The sequence below is a fragment of the Candidatus Manganitrophus noduliformans genome, assembly GCF_012184425.1.
Taxonomy (GTDB): domain Bacteria; phylum Nitrospirota; class Nitrospiria; order SBBL01; family Manganitrophaceae; genus Manganitrophus; species Manganitrophus noduliformans.
In genome coordinates this window covers 38598-55368 of sequence record NZ_VTOW01000007.1, presented here as the reverse complement: position 1 = coordinate 55368, position 16771 = coordinate 38598, and the positions used below count along the sequence as shown (strand labels likewise).

The following is a 16771-nucleotide window of genomic DNA, read 5'->3' as shown; positions in this document are numbered from 1 at the left end:
ATGGTCTTTGGATTCGACGTACCAGGTACGGGCATCGAACATTATCTACATGTCGAGCAGCATGTCCTCGTCGAGCATCACCAGTCGATCAGCCTGCATCCTTTATTAAAAAGACCGGCGGTGGCGATCAGATTGGCTCCGCCCGAAGCGACAAACGAGGCTTCTTCCGACGAGAGGACGGAGACGGCGCGGACAAAAGAAGTCGTTCTCTACTTTGATCGTCAGTCCGCTGAAGTCCGCGCCGACGAGCGCGTTAAGCTCGATCTATTCACCCAGGGAGATCGGGTGACTTTAATCGGAATGGCCTCGCCGGAGGGATCGGCGGATCAGAATCGCGCCCTCTCGCGCCGGCGGGCGAAGGCGGCCGAGGCGATGCTCTTGCGCCGGGGTGTCGTGATCGATCGCATCGTGAGTACCGGCGCGGAGCGCTGCAACGAGGAAGAAGAATCCGCCTGGAAGTGCCGGCGGGTGTGTGTCTCGGAAAGGGGGATCTGCGATGGGGAGTCGAAATAGGCTGGCCGGGTGTTTTCTCGCCCTGCTGGTCGGATGCAGCGCGGCCGATGATTTCCAGGGGTGCGTTATCCCTCCGGTCGGTCGCCCCTCGCTCGTCGAGGTAGAGCGCGCTTTCCTCGGACGCCATCCTCAGTTTGGATTCAGAGAAGTGAAGGCGACCGCGATCCCGGGCCTGTTTGAGGTCGATACGGAAGAGAATACGGTCTACTTCTATCCGGAGTCCGGGCATCTTCTCGTGGGGACGCTCTACCCACCCGACGAGATTTTCTCAAAGGCCTCGGCGTTGCCCGGCGGTGAGGGATCTTCGTGATGAACCGAACATTGCGGTTAGTCTCGCTTGCAGCGACTCTACTCCTTCTTCTTCCGGAAACCAGCTTCGCGGATGAGACGATCTACACCTGGGGCTACGGCGATATTATCGCGCAGGTCCTCAACGGAACGAAATGGCTGATCGGCACGGGCGATTTCATCGGCCTCTTCAAAATCGTCGCCCTGCTATCGCTGGTGTACGTGATCGTCACCTATTCCGGCAACCTGTTTACCAGAGCGGACCCTTTCATGCTTCCGAAGGTCTACATCGCGCAAATTCTGGTCTGGTCTCTGTTTACCGCCGTCAAGACCGATGTCGTCATTATTGATCGGCAGAACGCGGCCTACGACCAGGTCATCACCGAGGTCCCGATCGGCGTCGCGCGGCCGATCGCCTGGTTCTCGCTCCTGCAAAAAGTCATGGGAGAGCGGATGGAGACGGTCTTCTCGCTCCCGGATGATCTAAAATACACGAACTCCGGATTCTTCTCCGGGATCGGAGCGCTTCTTCAGGCGGGACAGCAGCGGATCATCGACCCTTATCTCTACCTCTCGATCAACGCGTATGTCGTCGACTGCGTCGTTCCGGACGTTTTGGATGGGACCAAAAACGAGGGCGCGCTGGTCTCCTCCGGCACCCTCTGGGAAGATCTCGGAAACACGAACCCGGCTCGAACCACCCTCCTCTATGACAGCGCGAATACCAACGGCGCCGTCGATCATTGCCTCAATGCGTACACGCAGCTCACCGGGCGGCTGAGCACCTATATCACCGACACCGGCCTTCCATACGCCGGCGCCTCGTTGGGCGGGTATTCTTCGCTGCAGCTGTCGAATGTTATCGGTGTCGCATCTCCTTATTTTCTGAATTACACCGCCACCGGAGAAGGCTTCCTTCTGCAGTCGATCTCGATGAATCACCTAAGAGAAGGGTATGCCAGCTGGGCGGCCGCGCACGGCATCTCCGCAACCCAGCTCGGCTATGGGAGCGGAAAAGCGGAGGAGACGGTCCGCCAGAACCTCGCGTTGACCGGCATCCTCGGCTCGAAATACATTCCGGTGTTGAAAGGGATCTTAACGGTCATTCTCGTCACATTCATCCCGCTCCTCATTCTGCTTCTTCTCACGCCGATGATGGGGAAGGTCGCTCTCGGTTTTCTCTTCACCCTTCTGTGGCTCTCCCTCTGGCAGTTGGGGGATGTAATCCTCAATCTGATCATCAATGTGAAGGCAAGCCATTTTCTCACGGTCTCGGCCGGAGGGAACTACATCATCCGGTCCAAAGAGATCGTCGACAGCAGTCTGCTCGACTATGTGAACATGGCCGGCTCTCTCTACTGGATGATTCCAACCATGGCCGCGTTTGTCGCCGGGGGTTTTTCATTCGTCGCCCTCTCCGCGATCAGCGGCGCGGCGGCGGGCTCGATCGGCGGCCAGGCGGGAGGACCCGCGGGGGAGATGGCCGCGGGGAGCGCCTCATACGGAAACCTCCATTACAACTCGGCGAAAGCAAACAGGCAGGATTATTCAAGCTACCTCGGAACCGGCAGCGCCGCGCGGTTCTCCGCCGGAAGCAACACCTGGGATTCAACACGCGCCGCACACAGCTACGCGCAACAGACAGGCTCATTCAGCAGCCCCATTCAGACCTCCTCGATCAGCGCCGCCACCCCTGTCGGAGAGGGATTCGCGCGTGATTTCCAAAGCGGCTTCCAGGGCCGAGTGGGAGTCATGCGGGGTCAGAAAACAGACAACGGAGAGTCGGCGGTTTACGAGAAAGGGAGCACGTTCCGCTCGGAAAACGGCGGCGTGTTTAGCGCCGCTTCCGATTTGATCGTAGCGAAAGACGGCGATGGGGCGGAGCAGATTGTGAGCGGGTCGATTCAGGGGTATGAGAACGGGCGCGAGAGAAGAATGACCATTTCGGGCGGCCGCATCGTGGAGGCCTCCACAACCGATAGCCAAGGCTCCGAAGAGTATAAAGGCGGCGTTCTCAGGAAGACGGGGATTACCGATGAAGAGAACGTCGGCGCGCTAAAGTCCGACGCGGAAGCGGCCGGCATGACGCGGGTGGCGCAGGCGATCGCGCCCGGCATGAAGTTTGAGTATCAATTCAGCCCTTCGGGGGCGCTTGTAGCCGCCTCCCTCTATCGCGGTGAGCAGGCGATCCAGGAGCGTGTCTCGTATCAGGAGATCGACCCCCGGAAGGGGCTGGTGGTTGACACGCAGCAGGGGAGTTTTGAATTCAGCAGCGGCACCGTTTCCGTTCGAGGCGGGACGGTCCAAATCGAAGGGATCTCCAACGGCATGCGGATGAGTTTGGTCGGAAGCCTTAAAGACTATGCGATCCTTCCTGGACCGAAGAGCAATGGGGACGGAACCTTTGTCTTCAGTGCCGATCGAGGTGCCGCCCTGGCTGAATTCAATCTCGGTCCGGACGAACCCGCTTCTCCTGGCGCCATTCGAACCAACATGCTCCAGGACAGTCAGGGGGACATCCGGCGGGTCGGGCTTGACGTCGCAAAAGCGTCCATGGAAGAGGGAATGACGCTCACGGGGACTTTTAAGCCGGAGCAGCTCAAGAGCTTGGCGAATGTTCTGGAGGAGCGCGGAATCCTTCCGAACATCGTCGAAGGGTTAAGAAATATCGCCGATCAGGGAAGATCGGCCCGCGTGGAGGGTCACTACCCCAGCCAAGGGACGATGCCAGGCGATCTTGCGGTCGCCAGCGGCGGCTCCATCGCATCGAAAGACTTTGTCAGCAGCGCGAGCGGGCGCGAGCATCTTCATAAGGATCTTGAGCAGGAGATCATCGGCGCCGGCTTCTTATTACAAAACGCCCTGCAGATGGCGCTCACCGACAATCCAAAACTGGCGAAGAAGGTCTGGGAGCAGGGTCAGCACCAGTCGAATCCCGAAAGATTCGATCGGTTCCAATATGACGCGGCGGTCGCCGGGACGGTCAGCGGCTTGGTCAACGACTGGAAGGTCCTCATGCAGCATTTCCAGACAGATTCGATGCATGCGGGGGGCGCCGTCGATGTGAGGGCTCCCGGGGACTTCGCCATGCCGATCCGGCCTAAAGGCGCGGCCGGCCTTGATTATCGCACGGTTGAAACCGTCAATCTGGTCGGCGCCGCCTATAGCCGTGTTTTAAAAGACGCGGTCTCGGAGGCGGAGGAGAAGGGGTTGTCTGATTCGCGAGCATTTGAGTTGATCGCGCGAAGGGCCGGAGAATTCACCCGGCCGCTTTACCAGAAGGTCGAAGAGGCAAAAGATTTAAAACAGAGCGCGCTGAGCGTCCTCTCCACCGTCGCCAGCTATGTTGACGGCTGGATGCATCGACAGGAGAGCCAAGAAGGCGGAAGCGAGAAGCAAAGTGACCGGAGCAGATGATGGGGGTTGAAGATTTTTTTGATCGGAGGCGGTCAGTCTGTGTCGTGCGTAAACCAGGCCGTACTGCCGGGGATGGAGGGATCGTGCTCTTCCGCCTCTCGGCGCCGACCAAGATCATCGAGGTATTCTTCCTCCTCTTCGAGGCGGGAGATCACGCGGCTTCCGCTTCGCGAACGGAAGAGGCTTGAGAGGACGTAGACGATGATGGCGGCAAGAATCAAAAGGAGGGTCTTCATGGATGAGCACGCTCCGAAATTCGATTCACCCTCTCGGGCTTAAGATGGGCGATCAGAATCATCTCGACTCTTTCCTATGTAAATAGGGTAGCAAGTGCAGATGAGAAAGTCAAAACGAACGATGCAAAATGGCCTCGGGCGGCCGATTCTCTCGGAGACAACACCCCGCGCAGATACCCTCAGACGCAGGCGGGCCTCGCGGCGGTTCTTCACGGCGGCGATTCTACTTCTCTTTCTCGTCTCGTCCAAAAATGTGGAGGCATTCTGCTTCGACGAAGCGGGCCGGATGTTCGCGATCTCTCCGAAGCTACTCGAGGCGATCGCCCGCCATGAATCGCGGCTGGACCCCGAAGCGATCAACCGGAATGCAAACGGGACCTATGACTACGGGCTGATGCAGATCAACTCGTCATGGGCGGACCATCTGGGTGAGAGTATTTGGAAATCGCTCAGCAATCCGTGCCAGAACGTAAAGGTGGGCGCCTGGATTCTCTCAGGATGCATTACGCAATACGGCTACAACTGGACCGCAGTTGGTTGTTATAACGCGCGAAGCGATCAGAAGAGAAGGAAATACGAACGGTTCATATACCGGATGCTTCGTTCCATGGTGGAGATGGATTCTCGGTCGGCAAGTCGTTAGCGGATATACCCCAAGAGCGGTTGTTTGCTCGATCGGATCGGCGGAGAAGCAGGATGAAGAGATGCCCCAGATCTCTTCTCGGAATGGTGATGATCGGGACATTTTTCCTGGCAGCCTGTGGCTTGCAGCGGGAGGGCGAGCGCCGGTCAGACTCCTTCGTGAATCTGAAAGAGCTCTCGATCAGCCCCGCGATCATCGATGACGGAAAACAGATTCAGGTGGGGTGGGATGTATCGTACTCGAGCCCGAGCGGACTGTATACCTTTGAGTTACACGTGGGCGAAGACGCCCTCGCACTCTCCGATCAAACGCGGGTATTTAGCCTGAATTGCCCGCTGCACGCCAGTTGTCAGAGCGAGGGCATGGCGCTCCGGGTCTGTGAATACGGTGGGCGGGATTCCAGTGAGTCGGCGAGCCTTACCTGCAGTGACAGCCCCACAGAGTCAAAAGAGATCAGCCGGACGGGGAATCTCCTGGCGATCGGCAGGGCGTGCATCTTCGATGAGAATGCGGCGATGCTGTGCGATAGCAAGTCGATCGAAATTCATCTGGGATAGCCGGCGCCAGCAAATTGTGAGCAGAAATGGATTTCGCACCTTGGCAGATCTGGTTCATCGCGGGAATACTCCTTCTGGCCGCCGAAATATTCACGGCCGGGTTCGCACTCGCCGGCGCCGGGGTCGGCTGCCTCGCCGCCGCGCTCGCAGCCGGGTTGGAACTTGGTTTTGCCGCGCAGAGTTTCACGTTCTTTATCGTCTCAGCTGCGTTCCTCTACACGGTCAAGCCGATCGTGGAGAAATATTTCTATCTTCCTGCCGGCCGCCAAAAAACGAACGCCGAAGCTTTAATCGGCCAAAAGGGAAGAGTATGTGAACGAATCGACCCGGAGATCGGCCGCGGGCGGGTGCTTGTCGGAGGTGATGACTGGAAAGCGATCTCGGAAAAGAATGCGCCGATAGAGCTCAATGAAGTGATCGAGGTAATCCATGTCCAAGGAACTGAATTGACCGTAAAGAAAGCCCATTTAAATGGAGTCCAAAATGGCTAGCGTCGCTCTCTTTATCCTGGTTGCCGGATTTCTCCTTCTTATTGCGGTTCTCGGCATGAGGATCGTGCAACAGGCGGAGACGATTGTGATTGAACGCCTCGGCTCCTATCATCGAGATCTTAAATCCGGAATCAACTTTATCATCCCTTTGCTTGACAAGCCGCGGGAGATCGACTGGCGCTATGCCGTCACCGATATCGATGGAAGAACGATCATCAAAAAAGAACGGATCAGCCGGATCGATCTGAGGGAGACCGTCTATGATTTTCCAAAACAGGCGGTGATCACCAAAGATAATGTCCAGATCGACATTAATGCGGTTCTCTATTTTCAGATCACAGATCCTGTAAAGACGGTCTATGAGATCGCGAATCTGCCGGATGCGATTGAAAAACTAACACAGACGACGCTCAGAAACTTGATCGGAGAGCTGGATTTAGACGCAACGCTCTCTTCACGCGATCAGATCAATAAAAAGCTCAGGACTACCCTCGACGATGTGACAGGAAAGTGGGGAATCAAGGTCAATCGCGTTGAACTACAAGACATCATCCCTCCCGCGAGTATCCGGGATGCGATGGAGGCGCAAATGCGTGCGGAGCGAGCCAAGCGCGCCGCGGTCCTCGAATCGGAGGGAATGAAGCAATCCAGGATTCTCGAGGCAGAGGGGATCAAGACCGCGGAGATTACCAAAGCCGAAGGATTTAAAGAATCTCAGGTTCTCATCGCGGAGGGGGAAGCCGAGGCCCGCCAGAAGGCGGCAGAAGGAGAAGCGAAGGCAATCGCGCAAATCATCAATGCGACCAAGGAATCGCCGGACCAAAATGCCATCCAGTATCTCATCGCCATGCGATACCTGGAAGCCTCGAAGACGATCCTCGGAGGGGAGAAGAGCAAGCTCATCATGGTTCCTTACGAAGCCACCGGCATCCTATCGGCCCTGGGTGGAATCCGGGAGCTCTTGAACGGAAGCAAGAGGAAGGTGGAACAACCCTAACGGCAAGCCGATCAATCGCACTTACTCGATAAGGAGAAAGCAATCATGGCAGAGGACACAGCTTTAATCCGCAAGCGAAGCGGTAGGCGGAGGGTATCCGCCGATTCACACGCGGTTTCCCTGGAAGATTTCGCCCCGACCGAGCAAGCGCTCTTAACGATCGTTGCGGATCGGAAAAAGTGTCCCATCAAAGATGTGATGCGGGACGGGATTCGGTATTTCTTGAATTCAAATGTAAAGGTCGATATTCAACCGATCGACCTGAGATCCTAGCGAAAGCGAAACTTTATAGGCCGAATATCTCGGGAAAAAATTCGGATCGTGCCGACCCTCGAGTGTTCCAAAATCGATATATCGAGCCTGGAGAGAGATTGGAGTAGGTGATGAAGAAAACAGATAACGATTGGCCTGAGCGGATGGAGTTCATATATATGAACTCCGCATTGCCGCTCGCCAAGCGCGAGATGAGCCCGTTCGTTGCCCATTTTTTTCGTTGAGACTTCTTGCAGAAAAGGTGAGTAGCGGAGTCAAGGAACTAAGAGATTACCTAATTATAATGCTTTACATAATGTTTGTTATGCGACATTGCCTATTCCATGCCTCGAACTACCAGTTTGGTATTAGATGTAATCCCAAAGTGATAATGTCCGCTTTTACCAAAGTAGAAATGTCCTCATGTGAGCTACACTGTTTTCTTTTTTTAAGGAGGAGGCAGGGGAGCTTTGGAGGATATTTTGGTGATGAGGAGCAAGGAAGCCAGACGGCTGCATATTATCGAGCAGGTGATTGAGAAGCAACTGACGCAGCAGCAAGCGGCGGAGCATCTGGGGTTAAGCGTGCGGCAGATCCGCAGGCTTGAGAAGCGGCTGTCAGAGGAAGGGGAGCGGGGGCTGTGTCATCGCAGCCGAGGCAGGCCCTCGAACCGTCGGATTGCGCCTAAGCGCAAAGAGAAGATCTTGGTGCTCTACAGCGAGCAGTATGCGGGCTTTGGGCCGACGCTTGCGGCCGAGAAGCTCTCTGAGCGAGATAAGATTGCCATCAGCGATGAGACGCTGCGACTGTGGCTGGCAGCAGAAGGAGTTGTCTATCCGAGCAGGAAGAGGCGGCCGCATCGGCGATGGAGACAGAGAAGAGCGCAATGGGGGGAGCTGTTGCAGATGGACGGCTCGCATCACGATTGGCTGGAAGGCAGAGGCCCGCACTGTGTGCTGATGGCCTACATCGACGATGCCACCAGCCGCGTGTATGCCCGCTTCTATGAGTACGAAGGCACCTACCCTGCCATGGACAGCTTTCGGCGCTACATCCGGCAGTATGGGGTTCCCTTGGGGATCTACCTCGACAAGCACTCGAGCTACAAATCGACTGCCAAGCAGACCGAAGAAGAGCAGCTATTGGATAGTAAGCCGATGAGCCAATTTCAGAGAAGTCTTGCTGAATTGGGGGTCGAAGTCATCCATGCGGACTCCCCGCAGGCCAAAGGGAGAATTGAGCGGCTCTTTCGCACCTTTCAGGACCGGCTGATTAAGGAGATGCGGCTAGAGAAGATCGCCAGCATTGAAGAGGCAAATCGCTTCTTAGAGAAGTATCTTCTGATCTACAACAAGCGATTCGAGGTTGCCCCCGCCAAGGCGGCAGACCTGCATCGGACGGCTCCCCCAGCAAGAGAGTTGGATCGGATTCTCTGCATTAAGAGCGAGCGGGTACTGAGGAAGGATTGGACGCTCTGCTATGAAGGCAAGCTGTATCAGATTCAGGAGAATATCCGGGCAGAGAGGCTCTGCATCGAAGAGCGACTGGACGGCTCGTTGCATCTGATGCATCAAGGCAGGAGTCTTCGCTACTCAGAGATTCTCACCCGACCGGTCAAAGTGCAGCCCCCTGCCAACAGGAGCCAAACCCCCAAGAGCAGCACGCCTTGCTCGGAGCATCCGTGGAGGAAGTTTCAGTTCGGTCGGGCAGAAAAAAGAGTGCCCACCCCACCCACCTAAAACCGGACATTTCTATTTTGGTAGAAAGAGGACATTTCTACTTTGGCTTGACACCAGTTTGGTATTAGATTGACTTTACTTGAATTTTGAGGTATTTTTAAGGATATTCAGAAGTACTAGAGAAAGACTTTTTAAAGGAAATATTTGAATGAAAGCAAAACTGACTGAGGATATCATTCCCGTAACCGATTTTCGCACCAATGCGGCTGAGCTGCTTGAGAAGATTAAAAAAACGCGCCGTCCACTGATCCTGACACAGAGGGGCCGGTCCGCCGCAGTTGTTGAGGATATGAAGGAGTATGAGGATCGACTCGAGCGCTTGGAACTGCTGGAGGCAATCGTCCGAGGGCTTCAGGCGGCCGAGCGAGGCGAAGTGGTCTCGCACAAGGATGCGATGCGGCGACTGGATTCGCTGCTAAATGGCTAAGCGGCCTTACGCCATTGCCTGGACGAATCCTGCGCTTCAGAGCTTATTGGAAATTGCGCAGTATATCCAAGCCGACAATCCTACCGCAGCCAGAAAGCTCGTCAAACAGATCAAAACAAAGGTTTCCCGCCTGGCTCGGTTTCCGAAATCAGGCCGCTTCGTACCGGAATTTCCTTCCTCTGGTCTCCGCGAGTTGATCGTAGAGAACTACCGCATTATTTACAGGATCTTACCCGGAAAATCAGCGGTCCAGATCCTTACCGTGCGTCACGGTGCGAGATCCTTTACTTTCCCAAAGCCCTCATCGCCTGAAGGAGCGCGTCCCGACGATGATAAATAAAGCATCGGATTCGTCCCGAGACCTGCTTTCATCGTTCCCGTTTTACACTCACAGGCTTCCACTTTTCTATTTATTCTCTGAATCCTCAACGCCCCCTATCGGTTCGGCTCACTCAAGGGAATGCCTGTCTCTGCTGAGCAAGGAAAAATAAAAGACCGCGCCGCCGTTCACCCTTCCCTCGGCCCAGGTCCGGCCTCCATGGCGGTGGACGATCCGACGGACGTTGGCCAGTCCAATCCCGGTTCCCTCAAACTCGTCCGATCGGTGCAGCCTCTGGAACACGCCGAAGAGCTTGTCGGCATACTGCGGGTCAAATCCCACCCCATTGTCTCGAACAAAAAAAAGCGGCTCCTGCCCCGCCGGCCGGCTGCCGATCTCAATCTCGGCTTTCACGCGGGTCCCGGTATACTTCACCGCATTGCCGATTAGATTGACCCAGACCTGCCGCAACATCGCCCCATCTCCCTCCACGTCCGGCAGGGGACCGATTACCCAGGCGATCTCGCGGCGCTCGATCTCCGGTTGTAAATCTTTGATCACTTCTTGGACGAGTTGATCCAGATTTACTTTTTCGAGATGCATCTCGGTCTTCGCCATCCGTGAGAAGGCCAGCAGATCGTCGATCAATCGCTCCATTTTCTTTGACGAATTCATGATGGTGTTGATGCAGCGTTGGCTCTCTTCGTCCGACGCCGCCCCTTGGTTCTCTTTGAGCATTTCAGCGAATCCGCTGATATGGCGCAGCGGCGCCCTTAGATCGTGCGATACCGAGTAGGAGAAGGCTTCCAGTTCTTTATTCGCCGCCTCTAATTGCGCGGTGCGGTCGAGGACCCGCGCATGCAGCCGCGCCCGCTCCAGCGCGATGGCAACTTGATTCCCGACGCTGTACAATACTTTCAGATCGTCGTCGTCAAACAATCCCCGATCCGGTCCCGCCAAGTTCATCACCCCTAACGTCTGGTCGCCGATATTCAAAGGAATGCTGGCATGGCCGCGCAACCCATGCAGATCGTCTTTCACCTTCTGGAGCCGCTCGCATTCGAGAATGTTCGTCACGTGGCCCAGATCGTGGGAGAGGAGTTTTCGGCGACAGAGGCAATCTCCTTCCATGGCACCGGGAAGCTCCAGCGAAGGAGGCACGCCTCGGACCGCGGCGACATGGAAACCGGACACCCCGTCCCGAAGAGAGAACCATCCCGCTTGAACGCCGGGCAATTCCATTGCACGCTCCAACGCCTTATCGGCCACTTCCTGCTCACTCGTACACCGGTTGAGACCCTCAGCGATGCGGTACAAGCCGTGGAGCACTTGGCTTGAATGCGCGAGCTCCTTCTGCCGGGCCTCCAGCTCCTCGTTGATATGGACCGCTTGCTCGTAGGTCGAAATGAGCAGATCGAGAATCTGCTGCCGTTCCGAGGTGATATTATGCCGTTGGCCCATGAGACTGATCTCCATCCCGAACCGCACCTTTTCACTTTTGCGCAGCTCCCGGTTCATGAGGAGACAGTCGATCCGCGACAACAGGTACTTCTCGTCATACGGTTTACGAATGAAATTGTCGGCGCCGCATTCCAATCCCTTGACGATGTCTCTCGGATCGGTCAGCGTCGTCACCAGGATCACCGGGATGTCTTTAATCCGCTCGTCGGATTTGACCGCCTTACAGAAGGCATATCCATCCATTTCAGGCATCATAATATCGCTGATGATGACCGCCGGCTTCCGTTCGTAAACCGCGGCAACCGCCTTTCGGCCGTTGGCCGCGATCGTCACTTGGTAACCGTGTCGCTCGAGGATGAGTTTCAGCGCTTCGGCCTGCGTCGGACTGTCCTCGGCAATCAGGATCTCGATACCACTGTTCTTGATTTCTTTTGGGGACGGCATTCTCAATTCTCCTTTAGGAACAAGAGCAGAGCCGGCTGAGCGCCCGGGTTCCCGATCTCGCGTCGACTCATTTCTTATTTGCCAAACTGGTCAGCGCGGCGGCGATTTTATCGGGGGGGAGCACATAGGCCGCCCCGCCAAGCCTGATCGCTTCCCCCGGCATTCCATGAACCACCGAACTTTCTTCATCCTGCGCGAATGTCATTGCTCCTTGGTCTTTCATCAACCGCAATTCTTCGGCGCCGTCTTTCCCCATACCGGTGAGCAGCACGCCGACGGCGCGGCTTCCGAAGACCTGTGCAACCGAGCGGAAGAGAGAGGACACCGACGGGCGATGACCGTTCTCGGGCAGATCCCTGGTCAGCGAGATCTTCTGTCCCGTTTCTACTTTCATCTGGTATCCGCCGGGGGCCATATAGGCATGACCGGGAAGAATAGATTCGCCATGCGCGGCCACACGGACCGGAAGAGAGCAAGTTTGATCCAACCATTCGACAAAACCGGGAATAAAATCGGCCACCATGTGCTGAACGATCAAAACGGGAACCGGAAAGCGGTTTGAAAGCGCGGATAGAATGGTTTGAAGCGCCAGCGGTCCACCGGTCGAAGCGCCGATGGCGACGAGCTTGATTTCCGCCAAGGATTGTTTGGGCAGGGGGGGGGCACGAACGGCGCTTACAATCGCCCCATTCCGCTGAATCCGCGCCCATCGCCTGACGACCTTTACCTCGGACATGAGTTTGACGGTCTGCACCAATTCTCTCGCCATCGCCTCATATTCGGGATGGTTCATCCCCACCGGTCTCGGCAGAACGGCCAGCGCGCCCGCTTCCATGGCGCGGAAAGTCGTTGCGACCTCTTTGGGATCCCCGCTCCCGCTCACGATTACGATCGGCACCGGATTTGTCTCCATAATCCGGCGGGTTGCCTCCAGGCCATCCATCTTCGGCATATGAATGTCCATCGTAACCACATCGGGCCTTTCACGCGCGACGGCCTCAAGGGCCTCCTCCCCATCGGCCACCGCCCCGATCACCCGAATGTTCGGATCGGAACCGAGAAGATGAATCAGGAACTCACGCACAACGCGGGAATCTTCCACCACCAGCACATTGATCACCGATCACTCCGGTTTAGGATCTTGTCACGCCCACCGATCGGCCGCTCAAATAAGCCGTCGAACGACGTCCAACAAATTACTCTGGTCAAAGCTGCTCTTCACAATATACGCGCTGGCGCCAACATCAATCCCGCGTTCCCGGTCCTCACGCGATTCGAGGGCCGTCACCAGCACAACGGGCAGCTCCGAGAGCTTGATATCGGCCCGAATCTTCGCTGTCAGCTCAAACCCGCTCATCCTCGGCATTTCCACGTCCGACAACAGCAGATCAAATGGTTCCGTCTTGAGCGTTGTAAACGCCTCCAAGCCGTCCACGGCCGTTTTGACGTCGTATCCCGCCGCCTCTAAAATGTTTTTCACCAACATCCGGGAGGTAATCGAATCCTCCGCCACCAAAATCGATTTCCTTCTCTCCTTGACCTCTTCCGGAGTCGCCGCGGCTCCCGCCGGGGAGGCGGATCGCTTGACCGCCGATTTCATCAGATCGTGCGCATTCAGGATCGCCACCACCTTGCCTGTCCCCAGGATGGTGGACCCGGCGATGTTCCGCACGCGGGAAAGCTGCCTGCCGAGCCCCTTGACCAGCACCTCCTGCTCGGAGAGAATTTCATCTACCCAAAATGCGATCCGCTTTCCGGCCGAACCGAGGACGACAATCCGGACGTTGTCGGTCGATTCGGCGACGGCCTTCTTTCCGGAAAGACCGAGCACATCTTTCATTCGTACCAGCGAAACCGCTTGTCCATCCAGCCGAATGGTCTCCCGGTTTTCTACCGTTTTGATCTCCCCTCTGCCGACCCTCCCCACCCGATCGACATGGGTCGAGGGAAGAACAAAGAGGTGCTCCTCCACACGGATCAGAATTCCTCGAAACGTGGCGAGCGTCAATGGAAGAACCATCCGGAACGTCGTCCCGACCCCCGGATTCGTTTCCACCGTCACCACCCCGCCGAGCTTCTCGACCTTCTCCTGGACGATCGCCAGGCCCAAGCCGCGGCCGGAGAGATCGGTAACGATGGCGCTCGTGGAGAGTCCGGACTGGAAAATGAGTCCCGCAATTTCCTGCTCGCTGAGGCGCCCGGCTTCTTCCGGAGAAACAAGGCCGAGTTTTTGAGCGGCCGGTTTGACCTTCTCACCGTCAATCCCGGCGCCGTCGTCGGTGACCAGAACCTCCACCTTGCCGCCGTCTCTTTGCAAGACGGCGATGGTGATCGTTCCTCGAGGTGATTTGCGTTTTTGTTCCCGCTCCGACGGCTTTTCAATGCCGTGATCGATCCCGTTTCTCACTAAATGAATGAGCGGGTCCTTGACTTCGTCTAAAACCCGCCGATCGATTTCAATCTCGTCCCCGCGAATGATCAATTCCACCTCTTTGCCCCGATCCCGAGAGAGATCGCGAACCAGCTTCGGAAAGATTTCCAGGAGGGAGGAGAAAGGAAACATCAAAATCTTCTTCGCGTCATCGAGAAGGTTATCCACCATCCCGGCCAGCGACCGTTGATCGCGGTCGGTCGATAGGATCAATTCGGCGAGTTTGTTTTCAAGCGATTGCATCAGGACGACGTCCTGTTGCTGAAATTCAAGGAGCTTCATGATTTTCGGGTCCGGCGGGGCCGCGCCGTTTCGCGGGCCCTTCTTTTCGGCCGACGGCTGGATGGCTCTAAAAATAGGATCGATTTTCGCCCGCTCCTTTTTTCGGGCCGATAGCAGGGCGCGGATCTCTCGCAATTCACCGGCGCGCTGACTCGTCGTCAGTTTTGCCGAAAGCAGCTCTTCCGCCTGAAGCAAAACCGCGTCTAACTTCGCCGCGGGAATCCGAATCGTTTCGGTGAAGGAGCGGTTCTCGGGTGCAACCTGCAGGTTGCTTTCGGTTGGTTTGGGAATCTCTTTCTGGAAGGCAGGCGGCGCCAACCTCAACGCGCTCTCCATCTGCCGGATCAGCGTTTGCACCTTTAACTTCACATCGATTCGGCCCGATTCCGGCGCGGCGAGAAGTCCTTCAAGGCCATTCACCGCCTGGTGGAGCAGATCGAACAACTCCGGCGATGGAGCGATGTCGTCCCGTTTCAAACCGGCCAGGACATTTTCCATGGCTTGGCACACGGCCTCTACCTCCGCCGCGTTGACCGACCGGGCGGCCCCTTTCAGGCTGTGCGCCTCCCGAAAAACCATCTCGACGAGCGCTGTCCGTCTGACCCGATCCGGCGATTTCTCCAATTCAAGCAGACCGGACGATAGGGCACTTAAGTGTTCCTGTGCTTCGACCTTAAACGTCTCCAGAAGTCTTTTTAAAAAGTCCTCATCCTTTTTAGGCATGACAACCTTCCATTCGGTTCCGGATTCGGTGCCAATTCGTACCCAAAGCGCTGGCCCTGCGATCTTAAACCTGTTGCCGCTCCAAAAGGTGCTTGAGCTTTTGTCCCAACTCGTGGAGACCCTGCGCCGCGGTCTCCGCCTGCTTCGTGCTGGCCACGTTCTGCGTGCTCGCCTGCTTGATGTTCTCCATCGCCATCGCCACCTGATCCATCCCCACCAACTGCTGCTGGCTCGATGCCGCAATCTGCGTCGACGCCTGCGCCGCCTCCACGATGCTCTCCGCCAGCACCCGGATCGATTCCCCCGCCTCCGTCGATTGCGCCACCCCCGCCTCCACGGCCTTGCTCCCCTGCTCCGTCGCCATCACCGCCCCGCTCGTCGCCTTCTGGATGTCGCTTAGGATCGTCCGTATCTGGGCCGTCGCCTGCTTCGACTGCTCCGCCAGACTCCGCACCTCCTGCGCCACCACCGCAAAGCCCTTCCCCTGCTCCCCCGCCTTCGCCGCCTCGATCGAGGCATTCACCGCCAGAAGATTCGACTGCTCCGCCAGATCGCTCACTGTCGCGATGATCTCCCCGATCGCCTGGCTCTGCTCGGACAGCCGCACGATGCTCTCCGCGATTGACTCCGTCTGCTCCCGAATTCGGCCCATCCCCTCGATCGACCCCTCCACCGATCTGCGACCGGTCTGAGAGCTCTGCGACGCCTTCTGCGCCGTCTCGGAGACATACTTCGCCTTCTGGCTGGCCACCTGAGCCGTCTGCTTCACCTCCTCCACGGTCGTGGTCGTCTCGCTGATCGCCGTCGCCGTCTCCGCCGCACCCGCCGCCACCTGCGTCGTCATCGCCAAGATCTCCGCCGAGGAAGAAGAGAGTTGCGCGATCGCCTCACGCAGTTGTCGCGTGATCGATCGCGTAAGAAGAACGCCGATCGTCAGGCCGGAAATCAGAGCAAGGAGCGACGCAGTCATCAGCAAAAATGTGGAACGACCCAGTGTTCTTGAAATATCGGCGCGTCCGTCGGCGAGTCGTTTCTGCTGAAGTTCAATATACTGGCCGGACTTTTCCCGCAATTCGACAGACAGGGAAAGCGTTTCTTTATCGCTCAAAGCAACCGCCTCGCTTCGTTTTCCTTGCTGGACCAGAGTAACACCCCTTTCCTGCGCCTCTCTCAATTTCTTTTGGATTCCTGCGATCTCTTCGATAAGACGCCGCCCGTCTTCAGACACAGAGAGTTTTCGTAAACCCTCAACCAGCGCGTTAAACTGTCCTGAACTGTCTCGCAGGTCGTTCAAAAACCGACTTTGGTCTTCAGGAAAAAGGAGGAGCCCACGATACTGAGCCGTCTGGTTTCTCGCTTCCAGCTGAAGCGTCGTGGCGGCGAGAATCGCCTGCGCTTCTACATCGATAAAGTTAGTGTAGGCTTCTTCAATGACGCTGAGGGAATAAAACGCGGTTGCTGTCACAATCACCAGGATCACCAACACCACTGCGTAGCCGCCGATGATCTTTTTTCCGATCGTCATGGTTTAACCCCTCCTTTTTCAACTGA

16 protein-coding genes are annotated in these 16771 nt (G+C 56.7%); 11 read left to right on the top strand and 5 right to left on the bottom strand.

Going from position 1 to position 16771, the window contains the following annotated elements:
- From MNODULE_RS22330 to MNODULE_RS22320, 3 genes are read left to right on the top strand one after another with little or no spacing between them, the layout of a single operon-like run.
- Entirely contained in the window at positions 1 to 513 is a 513-nt protein-coding gene (locus tag MNODULE_RS22330; protein WP_168063414.1) for an OmpA family protein, read from the top strand.
- On the top strand, positions 497 to 823 hold the full coding sequence (locus MNODULE_RS22325; protein WP_168063413.1) for a disulfide isomerase DsbC N-terminal domain-containing protein: 327 nt from the start codon (positions 497 to 499) through the stop codon (positions 821 to 823). Before MNODULE_RS22330 ends, MNODULE_RS22325 begins: the two co-directional genes overlap by 17 nt.
- The gene (locus MNODULE_RS22320) at positions 823 to 4218 is read left to right on the top strand and encodes a conjugal transfer protein TraG N-terminal domain-containing protein (protein WP_168063412.1); all 3396 of its coding nucleotides are present in this window, start codon (positions 823 to 825) and stop codon (positions 4216 to 4218) included. Before MNODULE_RS22325 ends, MNODULE_RS22320 begins: the two co-directional genes overlap by 1 nt.
- A gap of 32 nt (positions 4219 to 4250) precedes the next feature.
- Here the strand turns inward: MNODULE_RS22320 and MNODULE_RS22315 are convergent, their stop codons facing one another.
- Positions 4251 to 4454 carry a hypothetical protein gene (locus tag MNODULE_RS22315; protein ID WP_168063411.1) on the bottom strand — a complete coding sequence of 68 codons (204 nt, stop codon included), beginning with the start codon at positions 4452 to 4454 and terminating at the stop codon, positions 4251 to 4253.
- 100 nt (positions 4455 to 4554) lie between these two features.
- On the opposite strand from MNODULE_RS22315, the gene MNODULE_RS22310 reads away from it, so the two are divergent.
- From MNODULE_RS22310 to MNODULE_RS22275, 8 genes are all read left to right on the top strand, one after another.
- Entirely contained in the window at positions 4555 to 5097 is a 543-nt protein-coding gene (locus MNODULE_RS22310; RefSeq protein ID WP_202882323.1) for a lytic transglycosylase domain-containing protein, read from the top strand.
- Between the two features lie 53 nt (positions 5098 to 5150).
- A complete protein-coding gene (locus tag MNODULE_RS22305; protein ID WP_168063410.1) occupies positions 5151 to 5654 on the top strand; it encodes a hypothetical protein in 504 nt (167 codons plus the stop codon).
- Between the two features lie 26 nt (positions 5655 to 5680).
- Positions 5681 to 6145: an NfeD family protein gene (locus MNODULE_RS22300; RefSeq protein ID WP_168063409.1), complete on the top strand. Its 465-nt coding sequence runs from the start codon at positions 5681 to 5683 to the stop codon at positions 6143 to 6145.
- The gene (locus MNODULE_RS22295) at positions 6138 to 7142 is read left to right on the top strand and encodes an SPFH domain-containing protein (protein WP_181071182.1); all 1005 of its coding nucleotides are present in this window, start codon (positions 6138 to 6140) and stop codon (positions 7140 to 7142) included. The genes MNODULE_RS22300 and MNODULE_RS22295 overlap by 8 nt, the downstream gene beginning before the upstream one ends.
- Positions 7143 to 7187: 45 nt before the next feature.
- Complete coding sequence (locus tag MNODULE_RS22290) at positions 7188 to 7415, top strand: hypothetical protein (protein ID WP_168063407.1); 228 nt, start codon at positions 7188 to 7190, stop codon at positions 7413 to 7415.
- A 449-nt stretch (positions 7416 to 7864) separates the two neighbouring features.
- Positions 7865 to 9133 (top strand): ISNCY family transposase, encoded by a 1269-nt coding sequence (locus tag MNODULE_RS22285; RefSeq protein WP_168063406.1) that lies wholly within the window; start codon positions 7865 to 7867, stop codon positions 9131 to 9133.
- 148 nt (positions 9134 to 9281) lie between these two features.
- A complete protein-coding gene (locus tag MNODULE_RS22280; protein ID WP_168063405.1) occupies positions 9282 to 9560 on the top strand; it encodes a type II toxin-antitoxin system Phd/YefM family antitoxin in 279 nt (92 codons plus the stop codon).
- Entirely contained in the window at positions 9553 to 9900 is a 348-nt protein-coding gene (locus MNODULE_RS22275; RefSeq protein ID WP_168063404.1) for a type II toxin-antitoxin system RelE/ParE family toxin, read from the top strand. The genes MNODULE_RS22280 and MNODULE_RS22275 overlap by 8 nt, the downstream gene beginning before the upstream one ends.
- A gap of 108 nt (positions 9901 to 10008) precedes the next feature.
- Here the strand turns inward: MNODULE_RS22275 and MNODULE_RS22270 are convergent, their stop codons facing one another.
- The 4 genes from MNODULE_RS22270 to MNODULE_RS22255 all read right to left on the bottom strand — a co-directional run bounded on the left by MNODULE_RS22270 (position 10009) and on the right by MNODULE_RS22255 (position 16745).
- Positions 10009 to 11784: a response regulator gene (locus MNODULE_RS22270; protein ID WP_168063403.1), complete on the bottom strand. Its 1776-nt coding sequence runs from the start codon at positions 11782 to 11784 to the stop codon at positions 10009 to 10011.
- 67 nt (positions 11785 to 11851) lie between these two features.
- Entirely contained in the window at positions 11852 to 12904 is a 1053-nt protein-coding gene (cheB, locus tag MNODULE_RS22265; RefSeq protein WP_168063402.1) for a chemotaxis-specific protein-glutamate methyltransferase CheB, read from the bottom strand.
- Between the two features lie 45 nt (positions 12905 to 12949).
- Complete coding sequence (locus MNODULE_RS22260; RefSeq protein ID WP_168063401.1) at positions 12950 to 15220, bottom strand: hybrid sensor histidine kinase/response regulator; 2271 nt, start codon at positions 15218 to 15220, stop codon at positions 12950 to 12952.
- 64 nt (positions 15221 to 15284) lie between these two features.
- The gene (locus tag MNODULE_RS22255) at positions 15285 to 16745 is read right to left on the bottom strand and encodes a HAMP domain-containing methyl-accepting chemotaxis protein (RefSeq protein WP_168063400.1); all 1461 of its coding nucleotides are present in this window, start codon (positions 16743 to 16745) and stop codon (positions 15285 to 15287) included.
- Positions 16746 to 16771 lie beyond the last annotated feature (26 nt).

Coding starts and splice junctions, on each gene's coding strand:
- MNODULE_RS22330 (WP_168063414.1), top strand. CDS start 1: ATGGTCTTTGGATTCGACGTACCAGGTACGGGCATCGAACATTATCTA.
- MNODULE_RS22325 (WP_168063413.1), top strand. CDS start 497: ATGGGGAGTCGAAATAGGCTGGCCGGGTGTTTTCTCGCCCTGCTGGTC.
- MNODULE_RS22320 (WP_168063412.1), top strand. CDS start 823: ATGAACCGAACATTGCGGTTAGTCTCGCTTGCAGCGACTCTACTCCTT.
- MNODULE_RS22315 (WP_168063411.1), bottom strand. CDS start 4,454: ATGAAGACCCTCCTTTTGATTCTTGCCGCCATCATCGTCTACGTCCTC.
- MNODULE_RS22310 (WP_202882323.1), top strand. CDS start 4,555: ATGAGAAAGTCAAAACGAACGATGCAAAATGGCCTCGGGCGGCCGATT.
- MNODULE_RS22305 (WP_168063410.1), top strand. CDS start 5,151: ATGAAGAGATGCCCCAGATCTCTTCTCGGAATGGTGATGATCGGGACA.
- MNODULE_RS22300 (WP_168063409.1), top strand. CDS start 5,681: ATGGATTTCGCACCTTGGCAGATCTGGTTCATCGCGGGAATACTCCTT.
- MNODULE_RS22295 (WP_181071182.1), top strand. CDS start 6,138: ATGGCTAGCGTCGCTCTCTTTATCCTGGTTGCCGGATTTCTCCTTCTT.
- MNODULE_RS22290 (WP_168063407.1), top strand. CDS start 7,188: ATGGCAGAGGACACAGCTTTAATCCGCAAGCGAAGCGGTAGGCGGAGG.
- MNODULE_RS22280 (WP_168063405.1), top strand. CDS start 9,282: ATGAAAGCAAAACTGACTGAGGATATCATTCCCGTAACCGATTTTCGC.
- MNODULE_RS22275 (WP_168063404.1), top strand. CDS start 9,553: ATGGCTAAGCGGCCTTACGCCATTGCCTGGACGAATCCTGCGCTTCAG.
- MNODULE_RS22270 (WP_168063403.1), bottom strand. CDS start 11,784: ATGCCGTCCCCAAAAGAAATCAAGAACAGTGGTATCGAGATCCTGATT.
- MNODULE_RS22260 (WP_168063401.1), bottom strand. CDS start 15,220: ATGCCTAAAAAGGATGAGGACTTTTTAAAAAGACTTCTGGAGACGTTT.
- MNODULE_RS22255 (WP_168063400.1), bottom strand. CDS start 16,745: ATGACGATCGGAAAAAAGATCATCGGCGGCTACGCAGTGGTGTTGGTG.